Origin of the sequence: Burkholderia sp. SIMBA_051 (assembly GCF_046534915.1) — a bacterium.
GTDB lineage: Bacteria > Pseudomonadota > Gammaproteobacteria > Burkholderiales > Burkholderiaceae > Burkholderia > Burkholderia ambifaria.
Map to the genome: position 1 here is coordinate 65,417 of NZ_JAWRXS010000016.1, position 18,647 is coordinate 84,063.

At 67.7% G+C, this 18,647-nt stretch carries 18 protein-coding genes and 1 pseudogene; 16 read left to right on the forward strand and 3 right to left on the reverse strand.

Annotated elements, in window-relative coordinates; genetic code table 11:
* The first annotated feature begins 30 nt into the window (after positions 1–30).
* The 4 genes from SB771_RS30640 (at position 31) to SB771_RS30655 (ending at position 2,973) form a co-directional block, all read left to right on the forward strand.
* On the forward strand, positions 31–1,050 hold the full coding sequence (locus SB771_RS30640; RefSeq protein ID WP_175662195.1) for a LysR substrate-binding domain-containing protein: 1,020 nt from the start codon (positions 31–33) through the stop codon (positions 1,048–1,050).
* Positions 1,051–1,177: 127 nt separating this feature from the next.
* Positions 1,178–1,837 carry a hypothetical protein gene (locus SB771_RS30645; RefSeq protein ID WP_006749736.1) on the forward strand — a complete coding sequence of 220 codons (660 nt, stop codon included), beginning with the start codon at positions 1,178–1,180 and terminating at the stop codon, positions 1,835–1,837.
* 37 nt (positions 1,838–1,874) lie between these two features.
* Complete coding sequence (locus SB771_RS30650) at positions 1,875–2,342, forward strand: hypothetical protein (RefSeq protein WP_006749735.1); 468 nt, start codon at positions 1,875–1,877, stop codon at positions 2,340–2,342.
* A 154-nt stretch (positions 2,343–2,496) separates the two neighbouring features.
* Entirely contained in the window at positions 2,497–2,973 is a 477-nt protein-coding gene (locus SB771_RS30655; RefSeq protein ID WP_175662194.1) for a hypothetical protein, read from the forward strand.
* A 76-nt stretch (positions 2,974–3,049) separates the two neighbouring features.
* On the opposite strand, the gene SB771_RS30660 is transcribed toward SB771_RS30655, so the two are convergent.
* Both SB771_RS30660 and SB771_RS30665 read right to left on the reverse strand, forming a co-directional pair.
* The gene (locus SB771_RS30660) at positions 3,050–4,222 is read right to left on the reverse strand and encodes a porin (protein ID WP_175662193.1); all 1,173 of its coding nucleotides are present in this window, start codon (positions 4,220–4,222) and stop codon (positions 3,050–3,052) included.
* A gap of 161 nt (positions 4,223–4,383) precedes the next feature.
* Positions 4,384–5,217: a helix-turn-helix transcriptional regulator gene (locus SB771_RS30665; protein WP_175662192.1), complete on the reverse strand. Its 834-nt coding sequence runs from the start codon at positions 5,215–5,217 to the stop codon at positions 4,384–4,386.
* Between the two features lie 241 nt (positions 5,218–5,458).
* Here SB771_RS30665 and SB771_RS30670 point away from each other — a divergent pair.
* The 12 genes and pseudogenes from SB771_RS30670 (at position 5,459) to SB771_RS30725 (ending at position 17,940) form a co-directional block, all read left to right on the forward strand.
* Positions 5,459–6,578: pseudogene (locus SB771_RS30670) on the forward strand (polyamine ABC transporter substrate-binding protein).
* Positions 6,579–6,589: 11 nt separating this feature from the next.
* Positions 6,590–7,735, forward strand: coding sequence for an ABC transporter ATP-binding protein (locus tag SB771_RS30675; RefSeq protein ID WP_410721229.1), 1,146 nt, complete (start codon positions 6,590–6,592; stop codon positions 7,733–7,735).
* Positions 7,736–7,745: 10 nt separating this feature from the next.
* The gene (locus SB771_RS30680; protein WP_175662264.1) at positions 7,746–8,714 is read left to right on the forward strand and encodes an ABC transporter permease subunit; all 969 of its coding nucleotides are present in this window, start codon (positions 7,746–7,748) and stop codon (positions 8,712–8,714) included.
* Positions 8,711–9,643, forward strand: a complete 933-nt coding sequence (locus tag SB771_RS30685) for an ABC transporter permease subunit (RefSeq protein WP_175662191.1) — start codon at positions 8,711–8,713, stop codon at positions 9,641–9,643. The genes SB771_RS30680 and SB771_RS30685 overlap by 4 nt, the downstream gene beginning before the upstream one ends.
* A 21-nt stretch (positions 9,644–9,664) precedes the next feature.
* Positions 9,665–11,230 carry a DUF3138 family protein gene (locus SB771_RS30690; RefSeq protein WP_175662190.1) on the forward strand — a complete coding sequence of 522 codons (1,566 nt, stop codon included), beginning with the start codon at positions 9,665–9,667 and terminating at the stop codon, positions 11,228–11,230.
* A 26-nt stretch (positions 11,231–11,256) separates the two neighbouring features.
* A complete protein-coding gene (locus SB771_RS30695; protein WP_175662189.1) occupies positions 11,257–12,549 on the forward strand; it encodes an NAD(P)/FAD-dependent oxidoreductase in 1,293 nt (430 codons plus the stop codon).
* 75 nt (positions 12,550–12,624) lie between these two features.
* Positions 12,625–13,005: a cupin domain-containing protein gene (locus tag SB771_RS30700; protein ID WP_175662188.1), complete on the forward strand. Its 381-nt coding sequence runs from the start codon at positions 12,625–12,627 to the stop codon at positions 13,003–13,005.
* A gap of 46 nt (positions 13,006–13,051) precedes the next feature.
* Positions 13,052–14,467 (forward strand): amidase family protein, encoded by a 1,416-nt coding sequence (locus tag SB771_RS30705; RefSeq protein WP_175662187.1) that lies wholly within the window; start codon positions 13,052–13,054, stop codon positions 14,465–14,467.
* 30 nt (positions 14,468–14,497) lie between these two features.
* Entirely contained in the window at positions 14,498–15,988 is a 1,491-nt protein-coding gene (locus SB771_RS30710) for an aldehyde dehydrogenase (RefSeq protein ID WP_175662186.1), read from the forward strand.
* A 287-nt stretch (positions 15,989–16,275) separates the two neighbouring features.
* Positions 16,276–16,647 (forward strand): CidA/LrgA family protein, encoded by a 372-nt coding sequence (locus tag SB771_RS30715; protein WP_175662185.1) that lies wholly within the window; start codon positions 16,276–16,278, stop codon positions 16,645–16,647.
* Positions 16,644–17,378 (forward strand): LrgB family protein, encoded by a 735-nt coding sequence (locus SB771_RS30720; RefSeq protein ID WP_175662184.1) that lies wholly within the window; start codon positions 16,644–16,646, stop codon positions 17,376–17,378. Before SB771_RS30715 ends, SB771_RS30720 begins: the two co-directional genes overlap by 4 nt.
* A gap of 244 nt (positions 17,379–17,622) precedes the next feature.
* On the forward strand, positions 17,623–17,940 hold the full coding sequence (locus tag SB771_RS30725) for a hypothetical protein (RefSeq protein WP_006750589.1): 318 nt from the start codon (positions 17,623–17,625) through the stop codon (positions 17,938–17,940).
* A gap of 102 nt (positions 17,941–18,042) precedes the next feature.
* Here the strand turns inward: SB771_RS30725 and wrbA are convergent, their stop codons facing one another.
* The gene (gene wrbA, locus SB771_RS30730) at positions 18,043–18,645 is read right to left on the reverse strand and encodes an NAD(P)H:quinone oxidoreductase (protein ID WP_011660955.1); all 603 of its coding nucleotides are present in this window, start codon (positions 18,643–18,645) and stop codon (positions 18,043–18,045) included.
* Positions 18,646–18,647: the final 2 nt, after the last annotated feature.

Genomic DNA, 18,647 nt, shown 5'->3' on the forward strand with positions numbered 1-18,647 from the left:
TTAAGCTAGCGCACAGATCAACATCCGAATATGAATATGGCTCACAGCTCGGTGCGGCGCCGGGCCGACGGCTCGGCGCGCACGTCTCGGCGTGTGGCGGACGCGCTGCCGGCCGTCACGCCGGCACCCGGCTCGCGGCCGCCGCTGGCGAGCCTGGAGACTGTCTGCATGGTGGCGCGCCACGGTTCGTTTCTGGCGGCCGCCGACGTGTCCGGCGTCACGCACGGCGCGATCAGCCGGCGCGTGGCCGCCGTCGAGAACTGGCTGGGCATGGCGTTGTTCGAACGCCATGCGCGCGGCGTGCGCCTCACGCCGGACGGCCAGCGCTTCGTCGGCCGGATCGAACAGGCGTTCACGATCATCGACGGCGCGGCCGACCAGTGGCGCTCGCCGCGTACGCCGCGCCTCGTCAAGCTGAGTGTGGTGCCGGCATTCGCGCAGCTCTGGCTGTTCGAGCGGCAGCATGCACTCGAGAGCGAAGTGCCCGCGTTGCGCATCGAGCTCGGTATCGAAGTGCGCAACGTGGATATCGCCGCCGGCGAAGCGGATCTGTCGATCCGCTACGGGCGCGGCAACTGGCGTCAGCTCGAAACCCGCGAGTTCATGCCGGAGACGCTCCATCCGGTCGCGCATCCGCGGCTCGCCGCGCAACTGGCCGCGCTGCGCCGTCGAAGCGGCGACGCCGCGCTGCTCGAGATGCCGCTGCTGCACGATTCCGACGTGACCGGCTGGCGTACCTGGTTCGACGCGCTCGGCATTCCGTTCAAGCCGCGCGCGCAGGATCGCCGCTTCGAGGATTACAACCTGGTGCTCGCGGCGGCCGAAGCTGGGCTCGGCGTGGCGCTCGCGCGGATGCCGCTCGCGGATGCGTATCTCGAGCGCAGCGCGCTCGTCCGCGTGAGCCGGCATGAGGTCGAGTCGCCGCTCAAGTATCACTTCGTGCATGCGAAGGGCGAGAATCGTCCGGAGGTGCTCGCGCTGATGGAGCGGATGCGGGCGGCGCTGGGGCAGGCGGTGCAGCCGCCGGCGCGCGCGTCGAAGGGCGCCTGACGTCGCCGCGGCTCGACCCGGGATGCCGGATGATTGACAATGCGATCGCGGAAAAACGCGAAATCCGATAATGAATGAGAATCGACAGTTTCTGCAGACGTACGGATGCAGAGGGAGAGAGTGAGTAATGAATAGACCAGACAAGTCGTCGAAAGCGCGTGCGGCGCTCGACCAGCTGTTTTCGGGCATGGCGCCCGCGGACGCGCAGCAGCGCGCGTCGCGTCCGGGCAACCCGTTCGAAGCGGCAGGCGACCCCGCCGGCCCCGACGGCCGGGTCGAAGTCACGTTGTCGACGCGGATCCAGCTGCGCGGCTATCCGGGCGCGGATGCGTTCATGAAGCGCATGGCCGAAGCGTGGGGCCTCACGTGGGGTGCGTACGACGCGGTCCGCGCGACGGCGACGCTGCCGGCCGGGTGGCGCTCGCGCCGGCTTCCGGACGTCACGCAGATCGTCGACGAGCGCGACGTGCTGCGCGCGGAAAGCAGCCTGCAGGGCGGCGAGATGTCGTATCTGAAAGTGCATCCGCGCTACTACATCGATGCGCGCAAGGGGTTCGGCTGGGGCAAGTCGTCGAAGGCGTCCGACGATCCGGATGGCGACGGCCCGGACTGGAACTGCTATGTGATGGATCGGGAAAAGTCCGTCGAGGTGCACGAGCTGACGACGTCGTCGTCGAAGGCCGACATGGACAACGCGCGTGCGACGTTGCTGAAATGGCTCGACGAGCACTATCCGAAGCATCGCGATCCGTTCGCGTACTGGACGGACTGCGAACGTCCGTTGTAGGCCCCGCCTTGCGGCGAGTGGCCATCGCGGAGGACGCTTGAAACGGAACGGTCCGGTGCCGATTCTGTGGGCCGCGTTCGGCGCGGCGGTCGGCTCGACCGTCATCGAGCTGATGCTCTGGCCGATCGCCGGCGAGGATGCGATTCACAACCTGCTGCGCGATGCGCGCCTGACGGCCGCCATCGTGATGGGGCGAGCCGTGCTCGGCGCGTCCTCGGGGTTCGATCCGCTGATCATGGGCGTGGCGACGCTGGTGCACGCCGCGCTGTCGCTGGCCTATGCGGCCGTGCTGGCGAAGCTGGTCCGCAACCTGTCGGCCGGCGCCGCGCTGCTCGCGGGCGGCGTGTTCGGACTCGTTCTCTACGGCGTCAATCTGCACGCGTTCACCGCGATCTTTCCGTGGTTCGTTCCGGTGCGCGGCGCGATCACGCTGGTCGCCCATCTGGCCTTCGGCGTGACCGCCGCGGGCGTCTACTGCATCGTGCGGCGCTCGCCGCGCGCCTGATCGACGGCGGTTGCCGCGTCGCGCTTTCGCATCACGACCCCTGGAATAATTCGCCATACCCAGTCGTTCAATCGTCGGGTGACCCTATACGAAGCCGGCGCCGTGCGTGACGCCAAGGGTCGAATGGTCGGGGGCAATAATGCAGGAGCCGATCATGTGCAACTTGTTTCGGTTCGGGATGGGCGTAGTCTGTCTCGGGTGTTCGGTGTGCGTCCTTGCGCAAACGTACGGCGACGACTCGGCGGACGAAGGCGCCCGTTGTCGTGCGGTCGTCGCGCAGGCGGAAATCGACGGCACGGAACAGCAGATCGTCGGGCGCGCGTGTCGGCAAAGCGACGGCACCTGGCAGATGGTGCAAAGCCCGGACGGCAGCATCGTGTGGTATCCGGATACCGCCTATCCGTACACCGACCCGTGGTACTGGGGGCCGGCGGTTTTCGTCGGAACGGGCGTGAGTTTCGTCTTCATCGACCGCTTCCATCATCGCCATCACTTCGACCACTTCGGTCACTTCAGTCACTTCGACGGGGTCGGGCATGGCCACGTCGGCGTTCCGATGGGCGCGGGCTTTCACCATGGCCCAGCCTTCGTAGGCGGCGGCCACGGATTCGGCGGGATGCGACGGCATTAGACCTGAGTAACACGGCGCGTGGCGGACGCACATCGCAACGTGCGTCCACCGGCGCGGCGCGAGGCGACGTGCGCTGTCAGAACTTGTGGCGGATGCCGACGATCGCGAGTTCCTGCGTATCGGTGCCCGAGTTCACGCCATACGAGCCGACCGATGCCGCGGCCTTCACGATCGCGCCGCTCGCATTCAACGTATTGCCGCTCGCCTTCTGGTAGCCGAATAGCGCATACAGGTCGGTGCGCTTCGACAGCGCGTAGTCCGCGCCGAGGTTCACCTGGTTGTAGTGCGCGGAGGCCGGGCCCGTCAGCGACGTGTAGTTGTAGCCGACGCCCGCGCGCAGCGCCGGCGAGAACTGCCAGTTGAAGAACGCCGAGCCGTTGTTGAACTTCGCGTTCTGCGTGAAGGCCGACAGCGTGTCCGCGCCGTACTGCGTGTTCGAATACGCGAGGCCGAAGGTCGCCGGCCCGGCCACGTACTGGCCGGCCACGCGCACGATCTGGATCGACTTCGCGCTCGAGAAGCCCTGGTTGATCACGGTGTTGAACAGCGTGTCCGAACTGCTCGACCACGTGCGCACGCCGCTCGCGACCGTCGAGCCGCCGTTCGCGAAGAAGTAGCCGGCGCCGAGCGACAGCGGCCCGTTCGCATAGCTCAGGCCGAAGCTGTAGGTGCGGCCGTTGCCGGTCGCGCCCGCGACGCCGCCGAAGCCGTACAGCGCGGCGAACTGGAAGCCGGAGATCAACGGGCTCGTGTATTTCACCGAGTTGCTGACGCGCAGGCTGTTGTCGTAGTTGTCGAGGTCGCCCGGCGTCGAGAACACACCGCCGAAGTAGTTGTCCTCGGTGAGGCCCTGCACGAGATCGACGACCGGATCGTACTGGCGGCCGAGCGTCACGGTGCCGTAGGTGTTGCTCGCGAGGCCGACGACGGCCTTGCGGCCGAATTCGCGGCCGCCCTGGCCGAGCGCGCCGGTGCCGAGGTTGAAGCCGTTCTCGAGCTGGAACAGCGCGGACAGCCCGCCGCCGAGATCCTCGATGCCGCGCAGCCCCCAGCGGCTGCCGGACAGGTTGCCGCTGCTGAACCTGACGAGGTTCGACGCATTGCTGCCGTTCGCGTTCCGCACGTTGTGCACGTAGGCGATACCCGCATCGGCGATGCCGTACAGCGTGACGCTGCTTTGCGCGTGCGCGCCGGCGGCATGGAGCGAGGCCGGCAGGGCGAGCAGCGCGAATGTCCGGATTCGTTTCATTATTGGATTCCCCCGTTGGTCGATAGGTCTGACGAGTCGGTGAACGATACGGACGGCGCATCGTCAAGGGAACCAATAAATTGTCGGATCGTTATGAGGCGGGGCGGCGTATCGCCATATAGTTGCGTGCGCAACCTGACGGCGGCGCGCTTGCCGGGCCCTCACGCATCGTGCCGACGCGATGCATTCCTGAGCACGAGCGCCATCAGCTGCCGGCGCGAATCGACGCCGAGCTTCGCGAACGCGCGCTTCGCATAGGTATCGACGGTGGACGTCTTGAGCCCCATCGACTGCGCGATCGCCGCCGACGTCATGCCCTGGATGAACGATGCGCACACATGCATCTCGCGCGCGGTCAGCCGGTCCTGCAGTTCCGGCAGCCATTGCGCGACGCGGTCGAGATCGAGTTCGTCGCGCGGCCCTTCGTCCGCACAGACAGCGCCGAGCAGCCGCTTGTGCGCGGACGCCATCGGCAGCACGACCTGCGACAGCTGCTTCAGCAGACTCAGTTCCTTCAGCGAAAACGGCGGCAGCCGCCGCGACCGCGCGATCGAAATCGAGTAGCGCGTGCCGCCCGTCACGCCCGCGATCACGCATTCGTCGTGAATGTCGCCGGCGTCGAAGAACAGGTGCCGCAGCTCGCTCGCGACCCGCTGCGACGACACCTGCAGCAATTGCGTGTCGCTTTCGCTGTCGATGGCCGCATACGTGAGGTCCTCGCTCGCATAGCTTCGGTAGTAGTGGCGCATCACCTGCGCGACGAGCTCCGGCTCGCGGCCGAAGCTGCCGATCCAGCCGACGCTGCGCCGGCCCGACGCCGCGCTTCGTTCGTAGTCGAGATGTACCGCGTCGAAATCGACGTAGCGCACGAGCGTGTCGTACACGGCGCGCATGAACTGCGGCGTCCCGATCGCTTGCGCGATATCGCCGAGCGTATCCGTCACGAATGCGACGTGACTCAGCGGGAGATCGGGGGTGGAAAGCGCAGCGCTCATGGCGTCGGATGTCGAAGAAGTCAGGTGGCGCTACAGGTATCACGAATATTTTCGACTGCCTACGCGGGAATCTACCCAAACGACCGCGAACGGCGATGACGTTTGTCCCGGTTTTCACGACTGACGGTGCGGGCCGCGATCTCTACATTGACCCTTGTGCTGAACACCGCTTGACGGCGTTGACGCGAGTCCGGACCCGGACATGGCGCCAGGGCCGATACCCATCACAAGGAGAATCCCCATGCGTATCCGTTCCCGTCGTCGCGCGGCCCTGTGCGCCGCGCTCGTCACGTCCGCGGGGCTGGCCCTCGCGACCAGCCGGTCCGCCCATGCGGGCGACGCCAACCTGAACGTGTACAACTGGTCCCAGTACATCGCAAGCGACACGGTGCCCAACTTCGAGAAGCAGACGGGCATCAAGGTGCGCTACGACAGCTACGACAGCGACGACACGTTGCAGACCAAGCTGCTCGCGGGCAGCTCGGGCTACGACATCGTCGTGCCGACGTCGAACTATCTCGCCCAGCAGATCCAGGCCGGCGTGTACCAGAAGCTCGACAAGTCGAAGCTGCCGAATCTCGCGAATCTCGATCCGGTGCTGATGAAGATGATCGCGAAGGCCGATCCGGGCAATCAGTACGGCGTGCCGTGGGCCTGGGGCACGACGGGCATCGGTTACAACGTTGACGCAGTGAAAAAGCGGCTCGGCGAGAACGCGCCCACCGACAGCTGGGCGCTGCTGTTCGATCCCGCGAACGCGGCGAAGCTCAAAGGCTGCGGCATCTCTGCTCGATGCGCCGGATGCCGCGTTCGCGGCCGCGCTGCAGTACCTGGGCAAGGATCCGGAGAGCAAGAATCCGGCCGACTACCAGGCCGCCTACGACGTGCTGAAGAAGATCCGCCCGTACGTGACGCAGTTCAGCTCGGCCGGCTATGCGGACGATCTCGCGAACAACGACGTGTGCGTCGTGCTCGGCTGGTCCGGCGACGTTAGCGTCGCGCGTCGGCGCACGCTCGACGCGAAGCGTCCGTACGAAATCCGCTACGTGAATCCGAAGGAAGGCGGCCTGCTGTGGTTCGACGTGATGGCGATTCCGAAGGATGCGCCGCACCCGGAAGCGGCGCTGAAGTGGATCAACTACATCGAGGAGCCGAAGACCAACGCGGCGATCACGAACGAGATCTTCTATCCGAGCGCGAACAAGGCCGCGAAATCGTTCGTGACGCCGGCGATCGCGCAGGATTCGGGCATCTACCTGCCGGACGGCACGCTCGCGAAGACGTCGCTCGCGATGCCGCGCAGCGCCGACATCGCGCGGATGCAGAACCGGTTGTGGCTGCAGCTGAAGTCAGGCGGTTGAGGGCGACGATCATGGATTCCATCGTATACGCCCGGCCGGCCGCCGCCGGCCATCGCAGCCGGCCCGCGCACGATGCGTTCGTGCGCATCGAAAACGTCGTGAAGAAATTCGGCGACAGCACCGCCGTCGACAACGTGAACCTGACGATCGCGAAGAACGAGCTGTTCGCGCTGCTCGGCAGCTCGGGCTGCGGCAAGTCCACGCTGTTGCGCATGCTCGCCGGGCTGGAGACGGCCACCTCCGGCAAGATCCTCGTCGACGGCGAAGACCTCGCGTCGCTGCCGCCGTACCGCCGCCCGGTGAACATGATGTTCCAGTCGTACGCGCTGTTCCCGCACATGTCGGTCGAGTCGAACGTCGCGTTCGGGCTGAAGCAGGAAGGCACGCCGAAGAATGAGATCAAGGAACGCGTGGCCGACGCGCTCGCGCTCGTGCAGATGAGCAAGTACGCGAAGCGCAAGCCGCACCAGTTGTCCGGCGGCCAGCAGCAGCGCGTCGCGCTGGCTCGCTCGCTCGTCAAGCGGCCGAAGCTGCTGCTGCTCGACGAACCGATGTCCGCGCTCGACAAGAAGATCCGCCAGAAGACCCAGCTCGAACTCGTGAACATCATCGAGAAGGTCGACGTGACCTGCGTGATGGTCACGCACGATCAGGAAGAGGCGATGACGATGGCGAGCCGCCTCGCGGTGATGAGCGAAGGCAAAATCGTGCAGATCGGCACGCCCGGCGAAGTGTACGAATACCCGAACAGCCGCTTCTCGGCCGAGTTCATCGGCTCGACCAACCTGTTCGAAGGGCGCGTGGTCGAGGACGAGCCCGATCACATCTTCGTCGAGAGCGACGACCTCGAGGCGCGCATGTATGTGAGCCACGGCGTGACCGGCCCGCTGGGGATGCCCGTCGGCATCTCGGTGCGGCCCGAGCGCGTGCATGTGTCGCGCGACAAGCCCGGCTCGCATCACAACTGGGCGCGCGGCGTCGTGACCGACATCGCGTACATGGGCAGCTACTCGCTGTATCACGTGCGGCTGCCGAGCGGCAAGACGGTCGTGTCGAACCTGTCGAGCTCGCACCTGCTGCACGACGGCGCGCCATCGTGGAACGACGACGTGTTTGTGTCGTGGTCGCCGGCCAGCGGCGTCGTGCTGACGCAGTGAGGACGACATGATCAGAACTTCCGCTTCCACTCCGTCCGCGCCGGTTTCCGCCGGTGCAGCAAACGCCGGCGCCGGCCGCTTCGCCGCGCTGTCGCGCTTCCTGCCGTCGGGCCGCGGCGTCGCGATCGGCGTGCCGTTCCTGTGGCTCACGATCTTCTTCGCGCTCCCGTTCGTGCTGGTGCTGAAGATCAGCTTCGCGGACCAGATGCTCGGCATTCCGCCGTATACCGCGCTCGCACGGCTCGAAGCCGGCACGGTCCAGTTCGTGTTGTCGCTGAAGCATTACGCGTTGCTGCTGCAGGACGACCTGTATCTGAAAACCTACGTCAGTTCACTGAAGATGGCCGCCGCGTCGACGCTGATGTGCGTGCTCGCCGGCTATCCGATCGCGTACTGCATCGCCCGCGCGGCGCCGGCACGCCGCAACCTGCTGATGATGGCCGTGATGCTGCCGTTCTGGACGTCGTTCCTGATTCGCGTCTATGCATGGGTTGGAATCATGAAGGACGACGGCCTGCTGAATCGCGCGCTGGTGGCGCTCGGCGTGATCGCGACACCGCTGCGCCTCTATCACACGGACGCGGGCGTCTACATCGGGATGGTCTATTCGTACCTGCCGTTCATGGTGATGCCGCTCTATGCGCATCTCGTGAAGATGGATCTCACGCTGCTCGAGGCCGCGCACGATCTCGGCGCGACGCCGTGGTCCGCGTTCTGGCGCATCACGCTGCCGCTGTCGCGCAACGGAATCGTCGCGGGCAGCCTGCTCGTGTTCATCCCGGCCGTCGGCGAATACGTGATCCCGGAACTGCTCGGCGGCGCGAACACGCTGATGCTCGGTCGCGTCATGTGGGACGAGTTCTTCAACAACATGGACTGGCCGATGGCGTCCGCGGTGACGGTGACGATGGTGGCGCTGCTGCTCGTGCCGATGGCGCTGCTCCATTACAGCCAGGCCGAAGCGGAGGGGCGCTCATGACCCGCGCGAATCGCCTGTTGTCCGCCTGCGTGCTGGGCGTGGGCTTCCTGTTCCTGTACGTGCCGATCGCGAGCCTCGTCGTCTATTCGTTCAACGCGTCGAAGCTCGTGACGGTGTGGTCCGGCTTCTCGTTTCGCTGGTACGGCGCGCTGCTGCACGACGACGAACTGCTGACGGCCGCGTGGCTGTCGCTGAAGATCGCGGTGCTGACGGCGACCGCGTCGGTCGCGATCGGCACCTGGGCCGGCTTCGTGCTGGCCCGCATGGGGCGTTTTCGCGGCTTCACGCTCTATGCGGCAATGATCAACGCGCCGCTGGTGATTCCCGAAGTGATCCAGGGCATCTCGCTGCTGCTGCTGTTCGTCGCGATGCAGCAGACCTTCGGCTGGCCCGCCGGGCGCGGCTGGCTGACGATCTGGATCGGCCACGTGATGCTGTGCCTGTCGTTCGTCGCGGTGATCGTGCAGTCGCGCGTGAAGGAGCTCGATCGCTCGATCGAGGAAGCCGCGCTCGACCTCGGTGCCCGGCCGCTGAAAGTGTTCTTCGTGATCACGCTGCCGCTGATCGCGCAGGCGCTGGTGTCCGGCTGGCTGCTCGCGTTCACCGTGTCGATCGACGACGTCATTCTTTCCGCCTTCCTGTCGGGCCCCGGTTCGACGACGCTGCCGCTCGTCGTGTTCTCTCGCGTGCGGCTCGGATTGAACCCGGAGATGAACGCGCTCGCGACGGTGTTCATCACGGTCGTGACGATCGGCGTCGTCGTCGTGAACCGCTCGATGCTGGCGCGCGAGCGACGGCAAGCCCGCGACGCCCGTGCGTGGCACGCGGCCTGCGCGCCGGACGCACCGTCTGCACCGACGGTCTTGCCGCCCGCTCGCGCGTCGGCCGTGCACGCGCGCCGCGACCCCGCACCGCATCCCGTGAAGTGAAGAACGACAAGGAGACGTTGGATGAAAAAGAAGATGCTGTGCGCGCTGATTGCCGGTGCGTTGCCGGGGTTGGCCGTCGCGAGTTCGAGCGCCGAGCAGATCAGGGTGCTGCAACAGCAGCTCGCCGTGCTGCAGCGGCAGATGAGCGAGCTGCAATCGCAACTCGCCGCGAAACCGGCGGCCGCGCCGGCTTCGTCGGCTGCGGCGGCGAGTACGCCCGCGGCCGACCCGTCGGCGTCCGGCTACGGGCACGCGCCTGCGGTGCTGACCAACGACGACGTGACCGAGATCCGTCAACAGGTCGCGAACCAGCAGCTGAAGGTCGACTCGCTCACCGACGCCGCGCGCACCGGCCCGATCGCCGGGTTGTCGGTGACCGGCTACCTCGATCCGACCTACGTGTACAACCGGGGCGCTGGCACGTCGTCGTTCCAGTTCGCGAACCACGAGAGCGCGTACACCTACTACAACAGCACGTTCGGCGACGTATTCCTCGACATCAAGAAGACGTTCGGCGTCGGGCCGAGCGCGCCGTCCGCTGAAATCACGCTGATGCCGAACCGCGGCGCCGGCCTGTCGATGATGACGGGCAGCGGCGCGAGCGGTCTCGACATCGTGAACACGGCCGTCGTCACGGTGCCGCTGTCGGGTACGACCGCGTTCATCGGCGGGCTGGTGCTCGGCTTCGGCGGCTACGAGTACCAGCAGTCGAACCAGATGCTCACGCTCACGCACAACCTGCTGTACGACTTCTCGGATCCGGGTTCGTCGATCGGCGCGGGCATCAACTACCTGAGCCCGAGCGGGCAGTGGGCGTGGAAGTTCTTCGTCGGCAACGAGCAGTTCCGCAGCGCGGGCGCCGTCACGCAGACCGGCGTGAACGCACTCGGCGATCCGATCACGACGAGCAACAAGGTGCCCACCTTCACCGCGCGCGTCGACTACATGCGCGGCAGTGCGCTCGATATCGGCGGGTCGATCAACATCGGCCGCCAGACGCTGCCGAGTGCGATCGACCCGGCCACCGGGAATGTGCACTACGGCGTGGGCGGCAATGCGCCCGGCGCATACGGCACGTTTTTCTTCGCGGAAGCCGATGCGACCTACACGCTCGCCGATGCGCAGTACAACGCGGAGTTCGACTACGGCCAGCAGCAGCACGGCGCGTTCAACGGCGGGCTTGCGCAGTGGTTCGGGTTGTCGCTGCTCGCGCATCGCAAGTTCAACGTGCCGGTGGTCGGCCGCATGGGCGCGACGTTGCGCTACGACCTGCTCGTCAACCGCAGGAACGGCGGCGGCGGATCGTCGATCGGCCTGAACGGCAACGGGATGGATCCGTACAACGGCTTCGGCATCGACGCGGACTGCCTCGCGATGTCGAAGGCGAACGGCGGCGTCGGCTTCGAGTGCAAGGGCGCGACGCGGCAGGCGGCCGCATTCGACCTGCTGTTCTATCCGACCCAGCAAGTGACGGTCAAGGTCGAGTATCGGCACGACTGGGCGAGCAACAAGGTATTCCTGCGTCACGACGGGTCGTATGCAAAGTCGAACGACCTGCTCGCGACCCAACTCATCTACGCGTTCTGACGCGACGCCGTTAGCGATTGTCACTCATGCTCAAGTTCGAAAATCAGCAACATATTCAGTCGTACTATGCAGATACCGCCAACGACCGAACCCGCCATCCGGCGCTTGATGGAGCCGTGTCGGCCGACGTGTGCGTGATCGGCGGCGGGCTCACCGGTCTCACCGCGGCGCTCGATCTCGCCGAGCGCGGCCATTCGGTCGTGCTCGTCGAGGCGTCGCGGATCGGCTGGGGCGCCAGCGGTCGCAACGGCGGCCAGTTGATCGCCGGGTACTCGTGCGACATCGATACGTTCTCGGCCTATCTGCCGGCCGACGACGTGCGGCAGATATGGGCGATGGGGCTCGAATCGGTCGATCTCGTCCGGCAGCGGGTCGAGCGCCACGGCATCGATTGCGACCTGACCCTCGGTTATCTGACGGCCGCGAACAAGAAGCGCCACATCGACGCGCTGCGCAAATGGCGCGACACCGCGGTGAGCCGCTTCGGCTATCGCGGCTACGACATCGTCGAACGTGCCGACATGCGGCGCTTCGTCGCTTCGGACCGCTACGTCGGCGGCCTGCGTCATGAAGGCAGCGGCCACCTGCATCCGCTGAACTACACGCTCGGCCTCGCACGCGCGGCGCGCGCGGCCGGCGTGACGATCCACGAGGACACGCCGGCGCTCGCGCTCGAGCGTGCCGCGCCGTATCACCGCGTCAGGTGCGCGCGCGGCCACGTGGACGCCCGCTACGTCGTGCTGGCCGGCAATGCGTACCTCGGGCAGCTGGCGCCGGCGCTCGCACGCAAGATCATCCCGGTGGCGACCTACGTGATCGCGACGGAGCCGCTCGGCGACGCACGCGCGGCCGAAACGATGCCGGCCGACGCGGCGATCAGCGACTGCAATTCGGCGCTCGACTATTTCCGGCTGACGCGCGATCGCCGGTTGCTGTGGGGCGGCAAGGCGAGCAGCTCGACGCGTACCCCGCGCGATCTCGCGAAGGCGATGCGGCGCGACATGCTGAAGACGTTCCCGCAACTCGCCGACGTGCGGATCGACTATGCGTGGGGCGGCCTGATCGACGCGACGATGAATCGCGCGCCGCATTTCGGGCGGCTCGAGCCGACCGTGTATTTCGCGCAGGGCTTCTCCGGGCACGGCGTGAACGTGACCGGTCTCGCGGGGCGGCTGATCGCGGAAGCGATCGACGCACAGGCTGCGCGTTTCGACCTGTTCGGCCGCATTCGCCATCGCGACTTTCCGGGCGGCCGCGCGCTGCGCACGCCGATGCTGGCGCTCGCGATGGCATGGCACCGGACGATGGATCTGCTTTGACCCGTGCGGCGCGGCTTGCTCGAGCGCGCGGCAATGAATCGTTTTGAACCATTCACTCATGCGCTGGAGGCATTCATGACCCACGTCACCCGTCTCGTCGACCTGATGCAGGCGCCGGCCCGGCTCACGCAAAGCCGCGTGCCGGCCGGGCTGCTGCTCGACGGCAATCCGATGCAGACACTGTCGCATCACTACATCAGCCCGTGCGGGCAGTTCAGTTGCGGGATCTGGGAATGCACGCCCGGACGCTGGACGATCGACTACGACGAGTCGGAGTACTGCGAGATGCTGAGCGGCGTCGCGATCGTGCGCGGTGCGCACGGCGGCGAGCGCGTGCTGCGCGCCGGCGACCGCTTCGTGATTCCGCCGGGTTTTCGCGGCACGTGGGAGGTCGTCGAGACGTGCCGGAAGATCTACGCGTCGCATGCGCCGCAGGCCGAGCCGTCGCGCGCGTAGCGCGAGGCCGAGTCAACCCGATCCAATCATCAACGAGGAGCATCCCATGACCCAGGAATTGTGGCGTCTGAGCGCGGCCGAGATGGCCGCGTACGTCGCGCGGCGCGACGTGTCGTCGACGGAACTCGTGCACAGCTGCCTGCAGCGGCTCGAGCAGGTGAACCCCGTCATCAACGCGATCGTCGACGTGCTAGCCGACAGCGCGTTGCAGGCGGCTTCCGAAGCCGATGCCGCGATCGCGCGAGGCGCGCCGGTCGGCCCGCTGCACGGCGTGCCGGTGACGGTAAAGATCAATGTCGACACGGCCGGCCACGCGACGACGAACGGGGTGCGCGCATTTGCCGGTCTGCTCGCGCAGGAAGACAGCCCGGTGACCGCGAACCTGCGCAACGCCGGTGCGATCGTGATCGGGCGCAGCAATGCGCCGGCGTTTTCGTACCGGTGGTTCACCGACAACGAGCTGCACGGCCGCACGTCGAATCCGTGGAATCCGTCGCTGACGCCGGGCGGCTCCAGCGGCGGCGCGGCCGCCGCGGTCGCCGCCGGCATCGGCGCGATCGCGCACGGCAACGACCTCGGCGGTTCGATCCGCTACCCGGCCTACGCATGCGGCGTCGCAGGGATGCGGCCGAGCACCGGCCGCGTTCCGGCCTACAACGCGACGCAATCGAAGGACCGTACGCTCGCCGTGCAGCTCGCGTCCGTGCAAGGGCCGCTGGCGCGCACGATCGGCGACCTGCGCCTCGCGCTCGATGCGATGGCGGTGGGCGACGCGCGCGACGCGTGGTGGATGCCGGTCGCGCCGGCCGGTCGCGACGCGACGTTCCCGGTACGGGTTGCCGTGTGTCCGGCGCTGCCGGGCGTGCCGTCGGACCCGGTGGTCGTCGAAGCGGTCCGGCAGGCCGCGCGCTGGCTGGAAGAGGCGGGCTGCGTCGTCGAGGAAGCGCAACCGCCGCGGATCGCCGAAGCGTGCGCGCTATGGCTCGACCTCGTGACGAACGAAGCGCGCGGTGGGCTCGGCGACGTGATCATGCAGCACGGCGACGCGGCGATCCGGACCGCGTTCGCGAGCCAGCGCAGCCTCGCGTCGCCGCTCGACCTCGCCGGCTACATGAACGGCCTGGCGCGGCGGACTGCTCTTCTGCGCGACTGGCAGCAGTTCTTCACGCGTTACCCGCTGCTGCTGATGCCGGTGTCGTGTGCACAGCCGTTCGCGATCGATGCCGACCAGCACGGCGATGACGCAATGCGCGACATCGTCGCCATGCAGGGGCCGTTGCTGGCGACCGCGCTGCTCGGGCTGCCGGGACTGTCGGTGCCGACCGGCGTGCGCGACGGCGTGCCGACGGGCGTGCAACTCGTCGCCGGGCGCTTCCAGGAGGCGCTGTGCCTCGCCGCCGGCGAGGCGATCGAGGCGCGCGCCGGCACGTTCACGCCGATCGATCCGGTGACCGGATCGTGATGACCGACTTTTGACCGGAAGGGAACACCCATGAATCCATTCACATTCGAAGACTGGCAGGCCCGCGCGGCCGTGCTGCGGATCGAAGCGCGCGCGTTCATCAACGGCGACCTGTGCCACGCGCACAGCGGGGCGACGTTCGCGTGCGTGAGTCCGATCGACGGCCGCGTGCTCGCGCACGTGGCCGACTGCGGCGCCGACGACGTCGATGCGGCCGTGGCGGCCGCGCGCCGCGCGTTCGACGCGCAGGCGTGGGCCGGCATGAATCCGCGTGCCCGCAAGGCCGTGCTGCAGCGCTGGGCGGCGCTGATGCGCGAGCATCGCGACGAACTTGCGCTGCTCGAGACGCTCGACACCGGCAAGCCGATTGCCGACACCACGGCCATCGACGTGCCGGCCGCCGCGCATTGCGTCGACTGGTACGCCGAAGCGATCGACAAGGTCGGCGGCGAGGTCGTGCCGGCCGACCGTCATCTCGTCGGGCTCGTCACGCGCGAGCCGATCGGCGTCGTCGCGGCGGTCGTGCCGTGGAATTTTCCGCTGTTGATGGCCGCGTGGAAATTCGCGCCGGCGCTCGCGGCCGGCAACAGCGTGGTGCTCAAGCCGTCCGAGAAGTCGCCGCTGACCGCGATCCGCGTCGCGCAGCTCGCCTGCGACGCCGGTGTGCCGCCCGGCGTGTTCAGCGTCGTGCCCGGCGGCGCCGAGCCGGGACGACTGCTGGCGCTGCATCGCGACGTCGACTGCATCGCGTTCACCGGCTCGGCGCGCACCGGGCAGCAGATCATGGCGTGCGCCGCGCAATCGAACCTGAAGCGCGTTTGGCTCGAACTGGGCGGCAAGTCGCCGAACCTCGTGCTGCCCGATTGCCCGGACCTCGATCGCGCCGCGCAGGCGGCGGCCGATGCGATCTTCTTCAACATGGGGGAAGTGTGCACGGCGGGCTCGCGCCTGCTCGTGCATCGCGACATCAAGGAGGCGTTCGTCGATAGGCTGGTCGCCGCGTCGCGGCGCTTCGCACCGGGGCATCCGCTCGATCCCGCGGTGGCGATGGGCGCGATCGTCGATCGCGTGCAGCTCGAGCGCGTGATGCGCTACATCGGCATCGGACGGGAGGAAGGACGCCTCGTGACGGGCGGAGCGCGCGTGCGCGAGGACACCGGCGGGTTCTATGTCGAGCCGACCGTGTTCGAGGTCGACGCGCAGGCGACGATCGCGCGCGAGGAGATCTTCGGGCCGGTGCTGTCGGTGATCGCGTTCGACGACGTCGATACGGCCGTACGCATCGCCAACGATACCGAGTACGGGCTCGCGGCGGCCGTGTGGTCGGCCGACCTCGCGACGGCGCATACGGTCGTGCGGCGCCTGCGTGCCGGCACGGTGTGGGTCAACTGCTACGGCGACGGCGGCGACGACATGAACTTCCCGTTCGGCGGCTACAAGCAGTCGGGCAACGGTCGCGACAAGTCGCTGCACGCGCTCGACAAATACACCGAGCTCAAATCGACGATCGTGCGGCTGTGACGCGGGCGGGGCGGGCGGTCGCATGTCCCGCACGCATCGGCTGCGTCGTGCATCTCGCATTCGGTCGCGTCGGGGCGGGCGGTGGCGCGCGGCTCGGCGCATGGCGACGGGATCAACGAATCCTGACCCCCTTGCGCCCCGGCTCGATGACGTCCCGCCGTCCGCGCGGCATTCAATGTTGGTACGATCGCGCGTATCGTCCACGCCGGCGTCGTTCACAGCCGGTCCATCGGCCGCGCGGCTACCCGGTACCGCAGTAGCGCGGCCACGTTCGGGAGAAGCGGTTCATGCTGCAGGCGTTCGCGGTCTTGCTGACCTTCCAGTGTCTCGGGGAAGGCGTGTCCTATCTGTTCGGCCTGCCGGTGCCGGGCCCCGTGATCGGCATGCTGCTGCTGTTCGGCTTCGTGATGCTGCGGCCGCGGTTGGCCGACGCGATCGAGCCGACCACGCTCGAGCTGCTGCGCCATCTGTCGCTGCTGTTCGTGCCGGCCGGCGTCGGCATTATGGTGTCGGCCGACCGCGTGCGCGGCGATGCGCTCGCGGTCGTCGTCGCGCTGGCGGTCAGCACGTCGCTCGCGATCGCCGTGACGGCGCTCGTCACGCGCGCGCTGCTGCGCCGCCAGCGGCGCGGGCACGGCGCGGCGGAGGGCACGCCGTGACGGCCTTCCCGAAACTCGGCGCGATCTGGGTCTACCTCGCCGCGACCCCGCTGCTCGGCCTGACGATCACGCTGATCGCCTACCTGATTGCACAGGCCGTCTATGCACGCGCACGCTTCAACCCGCTCGCGAACCCGGTGCTGATCGCGGTCGCGCTGATCGTCGTGCTGCTGACGATCACGCGCACGCCGTATCCGACGTATTTCGAGGGCGCGCAGTTCGTCCACTTCCTGCTCGGCCCGGCGACCGTCGCGCTGGCGCTGCCGCTGTACCGCCAGTGGTCGAAGCTGCGGCGCGCCGCGGTGCCGCTGCTCGTCGGGCTGCTGGCGGGCTCGCTGACCGCGATCGTATCGGCGGTCGGCATTGCCGCGCTGTTCGGCGCGTCGCATCAGACGATCGCGTCGCTCGCGCCGAAATCCGCGACCACGCCGATCGCGATGGCCGTCGCGCAGGCGATCGGCGGGATTCCGTCGCTGACCGCGGTGCTGGTAATCTCGACGGGGATTTTCGGCGCCGTGTGCGCACGCGGAATCCTGAACGTGCTGCGTATCGAGGAGCCGGCCGTGCGCGGTTTCGCGCTCGGCGTCGCATCGCACGGGATCGGCACCGCGCGCGCGTTCCAGGTCAGCGAGGAGGCCGGCGCGTTCGCGGGGCTCGGGATGGGGCTGAACGGCGTGCTGACCGCGTTCGTCGTGCCGATCCTGCTGCCGGTGCTGTCGCGCTGGATCTGAGCGGCGGCACGCGCCGTCCGCGCGCGAGACTATCGGTTTCCCTGATGGCCGCGTGCGCCGCGCCGGCCGGCCGGGCGCCTGCCGCGCACGTATCGCTGCCGTTATCAGGAGAATTCAGGAACCGGCACGGACATTCGTGCGACGATCGGCTAACGTTGCATCGGCGCCGTCGTCGCACGCCGACACCCGTCGCGTGCGTGCCGGCGTTCGACCCACATCCAACAATCGACAAGGAGAACCGGCGATGACGAAGTTTCGCGTGGTTTCGGTGGCAGTGGCAGTAACGGCGTCGTTCGGTCTGCTGTTGACCGCGGCGCCGGCGGCATACGCGCAGGATCCGGCGTCCGCGCCGACGCAGAAGCAGCTCGACAAGGCGCAGAAGAAGGCCGCCCGCAAGGCAGCCCGCGCGCGCCATGCGAAGGACCTGAACGCTATCGGCACGGGCAGCGGCTACCGGCTGACCAACGACCAGAGCAACTACCCGCAGAACGCGGTCGAAAAGGCGCCCGCGACGAAGGCGGCGCCCGCTCCCGCTCCTGCCGCGCCGGCATCGGGCCAGTAACGGCCGGTGTTCGCGCAATGACGAACGGCGCCGGTTCGACCGGCGCCGTTCGTTCGTGTGCGTGCCGCGGTCCCGGGCCTGCCGGGGCCGGCGGCACCCGCGTTACGACGCGAGCTTCACGGCCAGTTCCGCGACGTGCTTGCCCTGGTAGCGCGCGATGTCGAGCTCGTTTGCGCTCGGCTGACGGCTGCCGTCCGCGCCCGCGAGCGTGGTCGCGCCGTACGGCGTGCCGCCCGTGATCTCGCTCATGTTGACGAGCCCGCTGCAGGCGTAGGGCACGCCCACGATCACCATCCCCTGGTGCAGCAGCGTCGTATGGAACGACGTGATGGTCGTTTCCTGGCCGCCGTGCTGCGTGCCGGTCGACGCGAACACGCTGCCGATCTTGCCGACGAGCGCGCCCTTCATCCACAGGCCGCCGGTCTGGTCGAGGAACGTGCGCATCTGGCCGGCCATGTTGCCGAAGCGGGTCGGCGTGCCGAAGATGATCGCGTCGTAGTTCGGGAGCTCGTCCACGGTGGCGACGGGCGCGGCCTGATCGACCTTCACGCCGATGGCCTTCGCCTGGTCGGCGGGGATGGTTTCCGGCACGCGCTTGAGCGTGACCTCGACGCCGGGCACCGATTTCGCGCCTTCCGCGATGTGCTGCGCCATCGTTTCGACGTGCCCGTAGGACGAGTAGTAAAGAACGAGTACCTTGGCCATGA